The sequence below is a fragment of the Peptacetobacter sp. AB800 genome (assembly GCF_047807365.1).
Classification (GTDB): Bacteria; Bacillota; Clostridia; order Peptostreptococcales; family Peptostreptococcaceae; genus Peptacetobacter.
Map to the genome: position 1 here is coordinate 1 of NZ_JBLOUI010000049.1, position 16,892 is coordinate 16,892.

Annotated in this window: 12 protein-coding genes and 3 pseudogenes; 7 read left to right on the top strand and 8 right to left on the bottom strand. The window is 30.3% G+C overall.

Features of this window, described 5'->3' with window-relative positions; all coding sequences use genetic code 11:
* Positions 1-76: 76 nt before the first annotated feature.
* From nrdD (ACK2WN_RS10745) to ACK2WN_RS10765, 5 genes and pseudogenes are all read left to right on the top strand, one after another.
* A pseudogene (nrdD, locus tag ACK2WN_RS10745) lies at positions 77-574 on the top strand (anaerobic ribonucleoside-triphosphate reductase); the annotation flags it as partial.
* A 312-nt stretch (positions 575-886) separates the two neighbouring features.
* A pseudogene (gene nrdD / locus ACK2WN_RS10750) lies at positions 887-2,155 on the top strand (anaerobic ribonucleoside-triphosphate reductase); the annotation flags it as partial.
* 17 nt (positions 2,156-2,172) lie between these two features.
* A complete protein-coding gene (gene nrdG, locus ACK2WN_RS10755) occupies positions 2,173-2,685 on the top strand; it encodes an anaerobic ribonucleoside-triphosphate reductase activating protein (RefSeq protein WP_329999613.1) in 513 nt (170 codons plus the stop codon).
* Between the two features lie 322 nt (positions 2,686-3,007).
* A complete protein-coding gene (locus ACK2WN_RS10760; RefSeq protein WP_416155564.1) occupies positions 3,008-3,463 on the top strand; it encodes a M60 family metallopeptidase in 456 nt (151 codons plus the stop codon).
* A 196-nt stretch (positions 3,464-3,659) separates the two neighbouring features.
* Positions 3,660-4,877 carry a ComEC/Rec2 family competence protein gene (locus ACK2WN_RS10765; protein ID WP_416155565.1) on the top strand — a complete coding sequence of 406 codons (1,218 nt, stop codon included), beginning with the start codon at positions 3,660-3,662 and terminating at the stop codon, positions 4,875-4,877.
* A gap of 150 nt (positions 4,878-5,027) precedes the next feature.
* Here ACK2WN_RS10765 and lexA read toward each other — a convergent pair whose 3' ends face one another.
* Both lexA and ACK2WN_RS10775 read right to left on the bottom strand, forming a co-directional pair.
* Entirely contained in the window at positions 5,028-5,666 is a 639-nt protein-coding gene (lexA, locus tag ACK2WN_RS10770) for a transcriptional repressor LexA (RefSeq protein WP_300530357.1), read from the bottom strand.
* Between the two features lie 183 nt (positions 5,667-5,849).
* Complete coding sequence (locus tag ACK2WN_RS10775; protein WP_416155566.1) at positions 5,850-7,034, bottom strand: tyrosine-type recombinase/integrase; 1,185 nt, start codon at positions 7,032-7,034, stop codon at positions 5,850-5,852.
* 152 nt (positions 7,035-7,186) lie between these two features.
* Between ACK2WN_RS10775 and ACK2WN_RS10780 the strand changes: the two genes are divergently transcribed.
* Complete coding sequence (locus ACK2WN_RS10780) at positions 7,187-7,867, top strand: hypothetical protein (protein ID WP_300531726.1); 681 nt, start codon at positions 7,187-7,189, stop codon at positions 7,865-7,867.
* 284 nt (positions 7,868-8,151) lie between these two features.
* Here the strand turns inward: ACK2WN_RS10780 and ACK2WN_RS10785 are convergent, their stop codons facing one another.
* The 3 genes and pseudogenes from ACK2WN_RS10785 to ACK2WN_RS10795 form a co-directional block, all read right to left on the bottom strand.
* Positions 8,152-8,712, bottom strand: a complete 561-nt coding sequence (locus ACK2WN_RS10785) for a flavin reductase family protein (RefSeq protein WP_416155567.1) — start codon at positions 8,710-8,712, stop codon at positions 8,152-8,154.
* 981 nt (positions 8,713-9,693) lie between these two features.
* Positions 9,694-9,858 (bottom strand): annotated as a pseudogene (locus tag ACK2WN_RS10790) ((2Fe-2S)-binding protein); the annotation flags it as partial.
* A gap of 53 nt (positions 9,859-9,911) precedes the next feature.
* Entirely contained in the window at positions 9,912-12,563 is a 2,652-nt protein-coding gene (locus tag ACK2WN_RS10795; protein ID WP_416155568.1) for a hypothetical protein, read from the bottom strand.
* A gap of 514 nt (positions 12,564-13,077) precedes the next feature.
* On the opposite strand from ACK2WN_RS10795, the gene ACK2WN_RS10800 reads away from it, so the two are divergent.
* Positions 13,078-13,578: a type III toxin-antitoxin system ToxN/AbiQ family toxin gene (locus ACK2WN_RS10800; RefSeq protein ID WP_416155569.1), complete on the top strand. Its 501-nt coding sequence runs from the start codon at positions 13,078-13,080 to the stop codon at positions 13,576-13,578.
* A 79-nt stretch (positions 13,579-13,657) separates the two neighbouring features.
* On the opposite strand, the gene ACK2WN_RS10805 is transcribed toward ACK2WN_RS10800, so the two are convergent.
* The 3 genes from ACK2WN_RS10805 to ACK2WN_RS10815 are packed head-to-tail and all read right to left on the bottom strand — an operon-like array spanning position 13,658 to position 16,592.
* Positions 13,658-13,810 (bottom strand): hypothetical protein, encoded by a 153-nt coding sequence (locus tag ACK2WN_RS10805; RefSeq protein WP_300531465.1) that lies wholly within the window; start codon positions 13,808-13,810, stop codon positions 13,658-13,660.
* A complete protein-coding gene (mcrC, locus tag ACK2WN_RS10810; protein WP_300531463.1) occupies positions 13,803-14,855 on the bottom strand; it encodes a 5-methylcytosine-specific restriction endonuclease system specificity protein McrC in 1,053 nt (350 codons plus the stop codon). Before mcrC ends, ACK2WN_RS10805 begins: the two co-directional genes overlap by 8 nt.
* 21 nt (positions 14,856-14,876) lie before the next feature.
* On the bottom strand, positions 14,877-16,592 hold the full coding sequence (locus ACK2WN_RS10815) for an AAA family ATPase (RefSeq protein WP_416155570.1): 1,716 nt from the start codon (positions 16,590-16,592) through the stop codon (positions 14,877-14,879).
* Positions 16,593-16,892: the final 300 nt, after the last annotated feature.

Sequence of the window (16,892 nt, forward strand, 5' to 3'; positions counted from 1 at the left end):
TATAATTTAAATTTAAAATTTGTTGGAACGCCGTATGAGGTGAAAGTCTCACGTACGGTGTGGAGTGGGGGAAAAGATGGAGATAAAATCAAAGTCTTACCTATCACTATTTATCGCTGGTGAAGTTTCTAGAGATATAGCTAGAAGAAAGTTAATTCCTCCTCATATAGTGCAGGCTCACGATGAAGGAGCTATACATTGGCATGACATGGACTATACTTTACAGTCTATATTCAACTGCTGCTTAATAAATATACAGGATATGCTTGATAATGGAACTGTTATCAATGAAAAAATGGTTGAGTCACCAAAGTCATTCTCAACTGCTTGTACAGTTACAACTCAGATAATGGCTCAGGTTGCAAGTAATCAGTATGGCGGACAGAGTATCACTATAAAACACTTAGCACCATATTTAAGAAGAACTTACGACAAGTTCTATAAAATGTATATGGAAAAATACAATAACGAAGAGTTAGCAAAAGATATAGCTCATGATATGATGATGAAGGATTTAAAAGACGGTGTCCAGACGATAAGATACCAGTTATCTACACTAATGACAACTAATGGTTAATAAAATGGCCGTCCATATTGGAAACATTATGGATTATGAGATGGTGAACCTAGAAATCTAGGGTGTGTGTCTTAAGACATGCTATCGGTGAATACTAAGGTTAAACGAGGTGACACATAAAGGTTTAATTATGTTAATACCGAGCCAAGTCTATAATAAATTATAGAAAGGTGTAACGACTAAATTGGGTGAAATCCCTAAGAGGAATAATGTGAAAGCCATTGTTCCGTAGCGCCATCTACCTAAGTTACTTTATGTAATATGGTAAAGAGATAGTCTAGTCTTTATAGAAATATAGAGAGGGGAACGCAGGCCCCATTCGCTACAATATATCTTGAAATAGAAGAAGGAAGCGAATACGAAGAAGAAATGGCTCTTATCTGTGAAGAAATGATAAGACAGAGATTAGAAGGTATGAAAAACTATAAAGGACAGCAGATTGGTGAAGCTTTCCCTAAATTAGTTTACCTATTAGATGAACACAACTGCCTAGAAGGTGGAAAATACGATTATATAACTAAACTTGCAGCAGAATGTACTGCTAAGAGATTAGTTCCTGATTATCAGAGTGCTAAGATAATGAGAAGCAACTACGAAGGAAATACATTCCCTCCAATGGGTTGTAGAAGTCATTTAAGTCCATATAAAGACGAAAATGGAAACTACAAATGGTATGGAAGATTTAACCAGGGTGTTGTTTCATTAAACTTACCACAGATAGCTATAATGGCTGATAAAAATATGGATATGTTCTGGAATATACTAGATCAGAGATTAGAGTTATGTAAAGAAGCTCTTTTAGTTAGACATAATATGTTAAAAGGAACTTTATCAGATGTTTCTCCAATTCACTGGCAGCATGGTGCAATAGCTAGATTAGACAAAGGAGAAAAAATAGACAAACTTCTTGAAAATGGATACTCAACATTAAGCTTAGGATATGTTGGTATACATGAAATGGTTCAGTCTATGTTAGGTGTTAGCCACACTACTGAAAAAGGTGAAAAATTTGCGCTAGAAGTTATGAATCATTTAAGAAAGAAATGTGATGAGTGGAAAGCTGAAACAGGATTAGGATTTGGACTTTACGGTACTCCAGCAGAAAATCTTGTTTACAGATTCTGTAGAATTGATAAACAGAAATTCGGTGAAATACCAAACGTTACTGACAAACTATACTACACTAACAGCTACCACGTAAATGTATGTGAAGAAATAGATGCGTTTAGTAAGTTAAAATTTGAAGCTCAGTTCCATGCAATAAGCTCAGGTGGATGTATTTCGTACATCGAGGTTCCAGATATGAGCAGAAACTTAGAAGCTGTTGAACAGGTTATAAACTACATATACCACAACATTCAGTACGCTGAAATAAACACAAAACCAGATGTTTGTTACAAATGCGGATACACAGGAGAAATAAAACTAGATGAAAATCTAGAGTGGTACTGTCCTTCTTGTGGAAACAGAGATGAAGCTGATATGCAGGTTATGAGAAGAACTTGTGGATATATAGGAACTAATTTCTGGAATAAAGGTCGTACTCAGGAAATTGGGGATAGAGTACTTCATTTATAGGAGATGATTTTTAGAGAATGAGATATGAAAAAATAAGAAAATTTGATGTGTCTAATGCTCCAGGTGTTAGATCGACATTATTTGTAACAGGATGTACTCACGATTGTAAAGGCTGCTTTAACAAGGAATTGCAGGACTTTGGAGCTGGAAAGGTTTGGACTCAAGAAGACGAGGACAATTTTGTATCTTATGTTAAGAATGACAATGTTGTCGGAGTTAATATTTTAGGAGGAGAGCCAATGCAGCAGGTTATGGATGACTGCCTTCCAAATTTATTAAAGAGAGTTAAAGAAGAAACTGGTAAAAGCATCTGGCTTTGGTCTGGATATTTACTTGAACAAATTCTTGAAGATGAGAAAAGAAGAAAAATTTTAGAATATGTAGATGTACTAGTAGATGGAAGATTTGATATTGATAAGAGAAATATAAATCTTAAATATAGAGGATCTGAAAATCAGAGAGTGATTGATGTCAAAAAGACATTGATGAGTGATTCTGTGGTACTTTACGATTTTGAAGAAATTTTGTAAAATTATTTTAGAATTATAAAATACAGTAAAAAATATATTAATTTTTAGAAAGTGTACAGCTTTTGTGTAAAAAGTTGTACACTTTTTTTATTTATTTTTTTGTTGTTATTTTTTTGATTTTTGAAAATTACTATTTTTATTCTTTTTAATATTTTAAAATGTTTTAAGTATATAATTAAAATATTCGAGAAGTTATAATGTTTTTGAATACATAATGAAATTTTTATGATTTTTCTATAGATTTTTTTGATTGAATACTTTAAAATAGGGTAGATATTTAATTATGTAAAATAAAAAATAAATTGTGTACTTTATTTAGCTTATGAACAGAATTATGCTGAATCAGGCTCAGCAATATCAAATCAAATTAAATCCTGGAGAAAATGAAATAAAAATCGACAAGTTAATTAAAAAAGTAACTAGTAATAGTGTTGGTGCATCACAGGATGTTGCTACACTTCTTGGAATGTTCTGGCAGTTACATCTTGCATATGAACCAGGGTATACTTCACAGATGTTAAAAAATAATACTGATAAAGATTTAAAAAATGATTCATATTATGCAAAAATGAATAGATTATATAGAAATCTTACTACAGACGAAGAAAAAATGGATAAAGATCAGTTATTAATATTAAAAGCATCTGAAGCTGCTGGAAAAGATTTAAGAGGATTCTTTGCTAGTTGGGGATTAGTTGCAAATGATACTACAAAGGTATACTTACAGCAGTTAATGGAAAAAGGAAAAATAACGACTGAAACTAGCAAAAATCTATAAACAAAATTTATATTTTATTCAATTATCAATTAATTATTATAAAATTTCACAAAAAGGTAATTTATTGGTATAATATAAAGAGTATCTGTCAATAATATAAGATTAAGTGGATAACTGATTTTTTGGTAGCTTATTTAAATTATCCAAGTATCTAAGAAAAACACAGAAAAAATAAAAAGTACATAAGGAGGGCAATATGAATTTGAGATCTAAATTTATCGGTATTATACTTGCTGGGATATTATCGATTTCAATGACATTCACTGGATGTTCATCGAATAACAATACAGATGAAAATTCATCTAATAATTCGAGTACATCAACAAGTATTTCGTCTTCAGATAATGATGCATCAAATTCGGCATCTGATACGGCAGAAGATCAGAGCGATAAGTCTCGGTCGAATAACGACACATTGTCTGATGGTGATGTACAAATTCACTTTATCGATACAGGAAATAGCGATGCAATTCTAATAGATGATGGTGGAGTTGCTATGCTTATCGATGCAGGGGACAACGACGACGAAAGAGCAGTAGTAAATTATTTAAATGGACGGGGAGTAAAGGATATTAAATATCTTGTTTCTACTCATGCACATGCAGATCATGCTGGAGGACTAGATGAGGTAGTTAAGAAGTGTAAAGTAGAAACTGCATTTGTTTCCAATGGAGATGCAGATACTCGGACATATAGAGATTTTATCATGGCGCTTTCAGATAAAGGGCTAAATCCTACAGTGCCACTTGAAGGAAAAAAATTTAAGCTAAAAAATTCTTATTTTGAAGTTTTCAACATTAATGGAGGCAGCGACACAAATAATGAATCTCTTGTAGTTCTATTAACTCATGGAAATGACAAGATGCTATTTATGGGAGATGCTGAGGAAGAGGTTGAACACGAGATTTTAAACAAGATGCCAGATGTAGACTTATTAAAAGTTGGACATCATGGTTCACATAGTAGTACGACAGATGCATTTTTAGATAAGACAAAACCAGAGTATGCGGTTATTTTATGTGGAAGAAATAATAAGTATGGACATCCTCACAGGGAAACTATGCAGAAATTAAAGGATAGAAACATAGCTGTTTACAGAACTGATGAGAGTGGCGATTTACTATTTACATCAAACGGAAATGGAATAACTACAAATTCTAAAAAGGGCGATTACAATTCTGGTAGCAATTCTGCAGATGAATATTCATCAGATCCTTCATATGAGTCTGGATATTCAGAATCTAATTCATCTGATGGCTCTGACAATCTAAAAACTGTTTATTGGACTAAGAACGGTAAAGTCTACCACAAGTACAGAGATTGCTCAGGGCTTAGAAAGAGTAAAAACGTCTTATCAGGAAATATTTCAGATAGTGGAAAGCCAAGACTTTGCAAAATATGCGAAGGAAGATAGTCTAAAAAAACTAAATTTTAATGACTTAGAAAAACGATAAACTCAAAAAGGAAAAATTTTATTATAGAGAATGTTTAAACATAAAAAAGTACTCCAAATTCAATCGGAGTACTTTTTTTATTTGCGTTTTAAAATTGTAATCTTTGAAATTTATTTTAAGACTCTGAATACGCCAGTCACGACACCTATTATCTGAACTTGAGAATCTTCAAATATAAAAGGTTCCATAAATTCATTTTCTGGCTGTAATCTAATCTTGCCATCTTCTTTGTAGAATGTTTTAACTGTAGCTTTTTCATTTTCTACTAATGCAGCTACCATTGTACCATTTGCAGCTGTGTTTTTCTTATCAACAACTACATAGTCGCCGTCTAATATACCGGCATTTACCATACTCTCGCCCTTTACTCTAAGAACAAAGTTATCCTTTCCGCTGACAAGAGATGCTGGTAGAGGTATATATTCCTCTATGTTCTGTTCAGCAAATATAGGCTCACCAGCAGTTATCTGACCTATAAGAGGTAAGTTTATCATTTCCTGGTGTAATCCCATAACATCGTCTTCATCTCTAGCTTTATCTAAAACCTCGATAGCTCTTGGCTTAGTAGGGTCTTTTCTTATATAACCTAATTTCTCTAATTTGTTTAGATGAGAGTGAACAGTAGAAGTAGATCTTAAACTTACCGCATCACAAATCTCTCTAACAGCAGGTGGGTAACCTTTCTTAGAAATTTCGGATTTTATGAACTCTAGTATTGCTATTTGTTTGTCTGTTAAATTTGAATACATACTCATTCCTCATTTCTTTATTTAATCGCTTTATTTAACTTAATATCTTAACTTATTTTTATTGAATGGAACATAGCTAATTATTTGCTTAATAAAGTCAAAAAATTTATTATTTATAACTATATAATATCACATTTAACAGTAGGATACAAACATTTATTCGTCGAGCAAGTGTTCGTTTTTTTATTTTTCAAGAGTGTCATCTGTCTCGTTTTCTTCATCGATTAAGCTTTCAAAATCTTCATCTATTATGTCATCATTTTTATCATCTTCTAGCCATTCAAAGTTTTTAACAATATCTCGTTTTACATGTTTTTTGTGAGCTGCATAAAGCTGTGTTGTAGTTACGTTATCGTGGTCTAGTAAGTTTTGAACGTCGTATATTGTAAATCCATTTTGGATTAGAGAAGTCGCTGCAGTTGCTCTTAGTTTATGAGGGCTGTACCCTTTATCTCTAGTCGTGCACATAGAGATTGAAGTGTACTTTTTAACTAGGGAAGTGATAGCTCTTTCTGTCATCCTTTTTTTCTGTAGAGATAAGAACAATGCATCTTTGTGTTCTTCGGGGATATCCTCGCTATGAGGTCTTTCGTGATTGATGTAATCTAATACAACGTGCTCACAAGTTTTATTTATAGGCATTAAAACTTCCTTGCCCCTTTTTCTAAAAATAGTAAACTCGCCACGAGAGAAGTTAAACGAAGAAATATTTAGCTCTCTAAGCTCATTTAATCTAAGCCCATATGTAACAAATAGTGCCAAAATTGCTTTATCTCTAAGTTTAGTCTTTTTCCAATAGACTTTTTCCTTTTCTGTAAGTCCTTCACCAGTTTCTACAGCATCTAGCATAACTGCGACTTCATCAATCTCAAGCCTTTTTATAGCGTCTGGCTGCGGTTTTGGGAGCTTTATCGGGTTGAAACCATCAGTTATATTCTCTTTAAGCTGCTCGTTTCTATAAAGGAATTTGAACAGAGTAGAGAGCGATGATTTTTTTCTGGCAAGCGCACGATTATTATTCTCAAATACCATAGTCGTATTGCCAATTTCTTTATAATATCTACTACAATATTCACCTAAGAATAGGTTGATATCTCTGGCTTTAAGCTCAGAAAATTCTTCCAAAGTGATATCGTGAGTAATTTTTGCAGATGTATGTTCAGCCGTTTCAACAAGGTAGTGGCAGAAAAATAGGATATCTTCAAGATATGCAAGCCTGCTTGATACAGAAACAGATCCTTTTAGGTATATGAAGTAATCCTTCATGAAGTCTGGAAGCTGCGATTGTATTTCGAGGCATTTTTCAACTTTTTTGTTGTCCCTGATTACTATGTTGTCAGGACGGCTTGATTTGTTGTGTATTTTCATAAGTAAAACCTCCTATGGTTATAATTATATAGAAAATGAAAGTATTAAGAAAGAAAAATTTAACATTTAAAATTTAATACTAAGTTATTTTATGTTATAATTTAACTTTAAATAATAATTAATTTTTAAACAATCACAATAAGGAGGAATTTATGGGATTTACTGAAGATATGATTTGCAAAGACTGTGGAAAGACTTTTTCATGTTTTTTTGGAACTAATAAAGAAAGTTTTAGCGACTTTGACAATATTTTTAAAAATGAGTACGGAGAAAAAGCTTACGAGCAGCTTAAATCACTTTTAAATGATATAGAAACTAATTCAGAAATAAATATCGACAATTACAACTGTTTCCTAGAAACAAAATACGACTTAGCATTTAAGACTAAGTACTTAAATAAGAAATTAGATGATTTGGCGGAACAGATAGAAATACAGGATAAAGAAAGAACAAATAAGAATTCTAAGTTTAAATTTGTAGCAGAAACTTTCTACTGGAAATATGTTGAAGGATTTAATGACTTAAAGAATATAATAGAATCTGGAGATGCTGAGCTAATTGAGCAGGCCTTTAATGAAAAATGGGTTCTTTTTGAAGGGAAAAGATTTGGACATACATTATTTAAATGTCCAAGCTGCAATAGATATGAGCCAGGATTCTACACACATGTTGAAACAGCTGATGGTAAATATGAATGTAAATTTATTTGTCCAAAATGTAATACGCCTATGTATGTGTACAAGGGATGTATTTCTGATGCTGTTGAAAAAAATGAACTTTCTTGTCAGCATTGTGGATCTAATAATGTAGTTATAAAAGAAGGATTAGAATAAGGCCTTGAGAGAGGTCTTATTTTCTTCCTTGTTTAACTATTCCGAAAATATACATTTAATGAATAGTTAGATGTAACAGAAAAAGCACTCTTTTCAGGTCGTATTTCTATATATTATCTTAATATGTTATCTTGATATTTTTATTGAGATTTGAATACTTCAATGTTATAATGAAGGTAGATAAAAGCTAAGTTTTTTCATTTTTGCTTGCTTTTTTCTTTTTAATTTTTGTGTTTTGAAAATCAAGGTCCTAATAAGGGCCTTGGTTTATTTTTTGGATAATTCTATTTTAACTTATTCCCGTCAGAAAATGCATTTCCAACTTTTTCTCCTACAACATGATATCCATGGCCTACAGGATCAAATGTAATCGGTCTGAATTTAGCTAAATCAACCTTACCATTTTCATCTATGATTTTTTCATCAGCAGATACATTGACTATTTCGCCAAATAAAAGCTTAGAATCGTCGTCATAGCTTATAAGCTTACACTCTAAAGTAAATGGGAACTCTTCTATTATAGGTGCATCTACAACCTCACTCTTGTAAGTATGAAGTCCTGCTTTATCAAGTTTGTTGTTTACATTATTTCCAGAAACAACACCTACAAAATCAGCTTCAACTACATGATCTGCATCTGCCATACTAACTGTAAATGCCTTCTTAGCCTTTATATTCTCCATTGTCTTATGTCCAGGACTAACACATATAGTTATCTTATTCTGAGCTGAAATACCGCCCCAAGCAGCATTCATTGCATTTGCTGTACCATCTTCATTATAACTTCCTATTATAAGTACTGGCATTGGATACATAAAAGGATTAGAACCAAAATTTTTTCTCATATAAAACTCCCCCTTGTTAGAAATTTATTACTATATTTCTATTTCTATAAAAATAAACGAACTCCTTTTTATTATTTTGAAATTTTTAATTATATTTAATGTACTTATAACATATATAAAAATAATTATAAAGTTTACCATAATTCAATTTAAAAATAAATTTCTTAATTGTTTGAAAGTTATAAAATTATGGGATATTTTGCAAAGCACTTTCAAAAATTGACAATAAATGAATCCCTTCTTTCACTAAATAAATCATTTTGAATTGATTATTCAAAAAACTGATATATTCTGACAAATGTCATAAAAGATTTCAAAAGAGATTTTTTAGAATATATTTGTGAAATTATAATGAATTATATTTTTTGTTAAATCTAGATAAATATTTAAATTTAAAGCTTTATAAAGATTATTTTAATTTCAAATGGTAAACAGATTGTATACAGTATCTAAACAATTTGCTCTTTTTATTAAATATTCAAAAAATGAAATTTACAAAAAACAATCTTGCGTTTTTTGAAACTACTTGTTATAATATATATGTAAGATGAAATAAGAAATAAGATTTGATTCATAAGGAGGTACCAAAATGTTAGCATTATCAGCAAAAGTTATATGTTCAGCACTAATAATATTCCCAGCTATGTATTTAATGGCTAAAGCTGTTTAATTTGTTTTTTAGGATATTATAGTTGTTATATTTTTATTAAATAATCGGTTTAATCCGAGAAATGAAGAGGAAAAATAAATGTATACGGGAAATTGTAATCGAAAATAGCCTGGTTCTTTACAGATTAATGAGTAAAGACCAGGCATTTTTTATGTGGATTTATAGTGTTTTGTTATGGTAAGCTGCATAAAAAGAGAGCAACCTTGTTATTGGCTGCTCTACTCTTTTAAAATGTTCATTTTGATAAGTATAACTTTTTATATACTTTTATTATAATCTGCAATAACTTGCATTATGTCCTTTGAGCATCATTTTCCTTTTGGATTTAACTCTTTACACATTCCTTTTGTACATGCTCCAGTGGAAATTTGTATGTCTTTAAGAGTTTTTGCTCCATTATCTAAAGCTTGTATGATGTCCGCTTTTGTCACATTAGAACAATAGCAAATGATTTCGTTATCCATAGTAACCTCCATACTGTATTTATATGATTATTATAACATATAGTCAACAGCTGCCAAAAGGGTTATTAGAATCTAATTTTATCCTTAATATCGGGGTATTTCATTCTAAGATATTCTAGGATATGCTTGAATGGATAAGGTCTAACACTTTTTGCGTTATTACTTCTTATATGACAATTATCCAACATATCAATTATTTCAAGAATATATCTCGAATCCGTATCCAATGTATCATTTAAAGAAATGATTCTGTAAACTCTGTTTAATTTATCCAAATCAAACCGTAGTGAAGACTCAGTTTTTCCAACAGAATAATGTATATCATCGTTTATCATAAAGACTAACTTGTCTTGATAAGGGTAGGCTTCTTTATCATTTAAAAACCTTCTATCTTTACTTCTAAGAGAACGATCTTTATCAAGTGCATAATGGACTGCTTTTTCCATAGCTTCCCTTTGAGGCATAAGAATGTAGTCCATTTCCTCTATTTCATTTAATTTATCGTCTTTTTTCACAATGCAAATATTACCTGTTTTCTTAAATTTTCCAAGAGAAAGAGTGTATATTTTATCAATTTTAGATTCATCATCTATAATTTCAAAATGGCCAGCTGCATAAATTTTCATAAGAGCATGTATACTTTTATACTCTTCTTTCCCTACTTTGACCTTAATACCTAGATAAAACTCACATTCTCCAAAATTCCATTTAAAAATCTTATTATTAAAAAGTTCCTTTTTTATATAGAGCTCACTCAATAATTTTCTAGTAATAGAATCCCCTGATTTTCCTATATTTTTAACAGTTACACATTGATGAAGAACTCCATCTGGGATATCTAGCTTTATATCCTTTTTCTTATTATCAGTATAATACTGTGCATCATTTATAATTACTATATTGGGCTTATCAAAACTAAAATCTCTAGAAATATCAGAAACATCTAAATTAAAATCTGGATTTCTTAGATTTTCTAGAAAAACTTCAACATCCTTTTCTGCAAGAATTACGTCATTCAAAGCAACAACATTTATAGATTTTAAAGTCTGGTAGTCTAAAGAAGCATCTTTTTTAGAATCAGTATTTTTTGTGATTTTTTTAAATTTTGATTTTCTTTTTACAAATCCAAGTTTTGCAATTCCATCATATTCGTAATTATCCAAAGTATACGAATGTCTAGAGTTATAATTTTGAGTAATACTTGTGTAACAAAGTCCTCTGTCATAAACATCACTACCAATAGGTGTGTCAGGATTGTTTGGTTTAAGAGCTTCTTTAAAGTTCTTGAAATCTGTAGCACTTACAATCTTTCCAACTAAATAATTTACATTTTTTTCACTGAAACTAAGCTGTGTTAAAAGAGTTGAAATTGCTCTTGTTTCGTCTATCCAAAGAGTTTCTTTATCTAGATTTAATTCATTTCTTTTGTTTTCATTTTCCATATATCTATTAGAGATAGTACGTAAATCAAAGAATGTTCTGTTAATAAACTGGTTAACTTCTCTTATAAAATCTGCTATATTATACATAGTTATTTTAGATTTTATATCATCATCGAGGTCATTTTCAGATATTATGATATTGCACTGTGTTATATTATCAGGATCATTTCGATCACTTGTAAAAGGAATGTACACATATTTTCTAGTTGTATCAAAGTAATTATCCACACTATAGAAATTCATCAGCTTATCAATAACATTAGCTTCCTGAAATTCACCATTATCATCCTTTTCAAAGAGTCTAACTACCCATTTGCTAGGGAAGTATTTTTCCTTTATTTCTTTACTCCTGTTAGAAATAGCTTTTATCTTACCTATAGATTTAGAAACCTCTATGGTATCTGGGTCCATTTCGTCAATATTTTCAAAAGTTCTATAAATTACTTTAAATATGTCTACAATATTCTTTTTTAGGTCATTTGATAGAATTTTCCTAAGAAAATCATTCTTAACAGCGTCAACCTCATCTATAATAACTATTGCGTCTTTTAAGTGTTCTCCCTTTATAAAATCATATCTTTTTGAGATTATAGGATCATCTTTTTCTAAAAACTTAGCACTAGTCATTATAAATACCTGTTTTTGAGAATGCTGCGAAGATGGGTATAATTCTGCTATGAATTTCCATTCTTCGCTATTCATCATATAATCATAGCTGCTTATACAATTTCCTTTTTGGTCGAAACTGTTATGATTGTAGCTTTTAGCAAATTCCTCTGACAATAAGTTTCTAAACTTAGGCTCTAAGTTAGATATATGCTCATTTATACTTTTGATGACAGCCTTGTTTGAATCCTGATTATTTTTAGAGTTTTTTGTTTCAACTTCTAATCTAATAAGCTCACTTCTTAAAACAGTAAATACTTCTTTTAATTCCTTGTTTCTGTTCGCTATTCTTTCTATATCATCTGATAATCTTAGAAAACTTTGTTTGATACAGTTAACAAATGACTTTATTTGTACTACTTTATCAATCTTATCTTGTTCTCCCATTTCTTTTAGGTGATAAGCGATGTCGCTTTCTACGAGATTTAGATGAGCAATTCTTGTAGTGACGAAGATTATTTTTCGTCCGCTATTTATCAGCATCCATGCTATAAATATAGCTGTTTCATAAGATTTTCCACTTCCTGTGGGATTTGGAATGATTGTTATTCCGTTTTTAGGTTCTGAGATAATTCTCAAAGTATTAGCTATTTTGTATTTAGCTAACATGTTGCACCTCCGTTATAAAATTTTGTAATTAAAAGCGCTTTTCAGTATTACAGACCAAATTATACAGACGGAATTTTTAAAAATCAATGGCTATTTTTTTACTATTTTGAAAATACGAACTTTTTATGTGGAATTTATACAAGTTTGATATAGATTTTATTGTGAAATGAAAAAAATTGTGGATAAGTATTGGTAAGAGGAGGGTTGTGTTTTTAAGGGGGTTAGGAGAATTTAGTTTAATGGTTAAAGTATTTAGCGAAAGTGTAAACATATGAAAAGTAGGATATATTGACTATTATAGAATATTATGGTATTCTAATTATAGAAATAATAGTAGGTTTGCAGAGCCAACCAAAACTGCATTAATAGTAGGTTTGTGAATCCAATCAAAATCACATTAATAGCAGGTTTGCAGAGCCAACCAAAACTGTATTAATAGTAAAACGAATCCCTTGTCTGTATACTTGATAAGGGATTTTTTGTTATGTAATTATATTATGTAAGGAGAATTAAAATGAAATGGTATGTTCCAGACGATGAATTTTTAAACTATTTAAGAAACAAAGAATCTAGGGTTCCAAGAACAGATTATGGAAAAGAAAAATATAAACCTTTTTTTGGAGCATTATTTGAAGTTGGAGAATTGGTGTATATAACACAGGTTTCTCATCCAAAAGAAAGACACTATAAAATGAAAAGCTCAAAAGACTTTTTAAAAGTATTTGACGAAAAAAGACTTCTTGCTGTGATAAATCTAAATTATATGTTTCCTATTCCTAAAAATCTATTAAAAGAACTTAATTATAAAGAGTTAGATATAGAAAATGAGATTAAAAAAAATAATTATATATCGCTATTAAAGAAAGAACTAAAAGCTATAAATAAAATGGATATTGAGTCAAAAGCTAAGTATATATACGAATTAAAATATAATTATCCAGATAATATGATTTCTAAAAGGTGTTTTGATTTTAAATTATTGGAAGTGTATGCTAAAAATTATAATAAAGATTAATATATTATGGGCTGTTGTATTAACTGAAGTTAATTTACAGCCCATTTGCATTTGATATAAAAGTATTACTTCTAAAACTTTAGTCTTCCATGTTAAATGCATTTAATATTTCATTTATTGATTCATACGACTTTGCTTCTATTTCTCCGTTTATTATTTTCCTTGCTTCCTCCATAGCAAGCTCTGTTGTAATGTTGTACTTAGCTTGTTCTTTATTCTCATCTTCAGACACTCAAATCACCTCTATTATTAAAAAACTCCTCTATTATCCCATCCAACTGCCTTCTAATCACTTCAAAATCACAATCAAGATCTAAAGTTCTCACATCTATCCTATTCCCAATCATAACATAGCTGCTCTCAGGCTGAATCAACTCATCAGTCCTAGCATACAAAAGCATACCAGACACATTTTTACCACTACAAGCCTTATTCTTCACATAAGTAAAAATCTGGTACAAATTATTAGAATGAATAGTATTCTTATCAAACCTTACTTGTGTTGTATGACTATAATACTTAGCATCTATAATCAAAACCTTGTTACCATAAGTCAAAGTTATATCTGTTTTCATAATAGGAAGCAAGTTATCCATACCATCATCTAAAGCCCAATTTACATAAGATGCAGCAGGCTTTAGCTCAGGATAATGCTTTTTATAATATTCAAGAATAAACTTTTCATAAAGCCTACTCATACTCTGCTCATCAAGGAAGTTTAAAAGCTTTGTAGAGCCTTCTGTAGTCGTTTGAATAAGTCCATTGAGAACTAGATAGCATATAGAAATAAGCATTTGATAGCTTTGATTATTCTTGTTAAATCTCATATTCCAGTTTATTCTTTTAATGATCTTAATATCTAAACTTTGAACATCTTTAAAATACAATAAAAGATTTCTCAAAGACTTTTTCCTATGTGACTTAATATCTGATTTGATAAGTAATTGTATAGTTGTTTTTAAAATTCTATTAGCATAACAATCTAATGAAAAATTATCGAAATTACAAATTAATTGACGATTTATAATTGTTTGCTTCTTAATAGATTCTGAAACATCAATTTTTCCTTTTATATAATTAGAAACTTCTGTGGATTCTATATAATCTCTTTTTAATCCTCGCTTCTTTATCTGAATAGAAACTCCCTTTTCGAGAATAGCTGCTAATAAATCTGCTGCATTTTCAAATTCTTCGGTTTCGCAAAATGAGTAGGTATCACTTTTTAGAATTTGAAATGCATAGGCTAACATGTAATATATATTTTGTATTTTTATCATTTTATTTCACCAGTAATTATATTATTTTATCGCTTCATGAAGTAAATAACTCCACTCTTCAACCTTATCATTTTCATCAAACCAATATTCATTTAATAGAGGAATTATCTCATAATCTACTACAGATTTTAATAAGTAATCGTCAATATCATCATCAAAGCAGAAGAAACTATGTCCTATACAAAAATTCTTTCCAAGAGATTCATCATTTCTTATATCAGTATTAAGTTTTTTAACTGTTTCTATAAATTTGTATAACTTATCACAATTCTTTTCTTCAAGATACTTTTTAAACCCATCAGATTCAAATGCTGCTTCAAATTCAAAGAAAGCAAACCTTCTTCTCAGAGCGTAGTCTATAATAGCAAGACTTCTATCTGCTGTGTTCATCATTCCAATAATGTATAGATTTTTAGGAATTGAAAACATTTCATCAGAATAAAGCAGCTTTATCTCAGTTCCTCTTTTATCATTCTCCATAAGCATAAATAACTCACCAAATATTTTACTTAGATTTCCTCTGTTAATTTCATCAATTATAAAGAAATAGTCGTTATTAGGATCTTGTTCTGCTTTTTTACAGAAGTTGTAGAAAGGTCCTTTTTTAAGCTCAAATCCACATTCATTAGGTCTAAATCCCATCATAAAGTCTTCGTAGCTGTAGTTTTGGTGGAATTGGATAGTCATTACTCTATCTTTATTCTTTTCTCCAATTATTGAGTATGCAAGTCTTTTAGCTGCAAAGGTCTTTCCTACTCCTGGAGGACCTTGAAGAATGATATTTTTCTTGTATAGAAGAAGATTTTTTAGAATATAGTATTTTTCTTCGTCTAGATAAACTTCTTCAAGAAAATCTGATTCAGTATATATATTTTTAGCTGTAGAATTGCTTTCTAAGTTTTCTGAAACAGTATATTGATTATTATATCCATGACTATTATCATTTAATGGATGTTTATGTTCTTCTCTATCCTCATCTTCTAATCTTTTCTTTTCTGCATTTATCTCTTCAGCTAGTGCAAATGCAACCCTAGATAATTCAGGAAAATTATTATAGCTATAATATCCACTTTCCAAAATTCCCCTACAATCGCTGCATAAATTTAAATAATCATCTCCGGAAAATACGAATTTGAAATTGTTTGCCTTATTTATAAATTCTTCTGGCATATTATTCGGATTTGATAAATACCAACGATTTATAGAGTCTAAGTTTAGATATTCAAAAGGTCTAATCCAGAATAATCCCATAGTCAAGTTCCATTTAATTCCCTTTTGTGTTAATGCGATATTATAATATTTTATCAGTTCTTCTCTGCTCTTTTCCGAATGAGTGTCTGCATATTCAAGAGCTGCTTCAAACACATTCCAAAGATTCTGGATGTCCGACTTCTCTCTTTCCCCTATAAATCTGTAAAATACTGCGCTAAGATTGTTCAATAAAGGAATTCCTCCAAATGAGTCTGGAGTTTTTACAGATATTGAGAATTCTTTGGCTAGTCCTTCAATTATACGAATTCTGTTCCGTAAGCTGATTTGTTTGTTGAATAGTCCAAATACTGTGAATGGATCTATGTCTATTATGTTTCTGTCTTTTTCTAGTGTTGGCAGAGAGATATTGTTTGTATAGTATACTCGTTTGATTTTTTCTATGAGTTCTTTTCGGTTGTTTTTGTATTTTAGTAGTGTGTTGGCAAATTCCATATAGAAGTTAGGCCAAGTTGGATATGTTTTCATAATGACCTCCTAAAGTTTGTTATATTTTTATGTTACTATTTTGGAGGAGGATAAGCAATAAAAAAATACTGCCATAGAACACCTTTAAAAGGTGTTCTTATGACAGTACCTTTAACTGACACCTAACGGTTGTCAGTTTTTTTGTATTCAAATTTAGTTCCACAATTAGGACAAATTAATTCTGGCATATTTTTTTCATTTAGCGAAGCTACCGCTTCTGATGAAAAGAACACATCTTGTCTTAATTCTTCTAAGATAAATTCTGGTACTCCTTTTTCAAATCCACAAGACTTACACTCA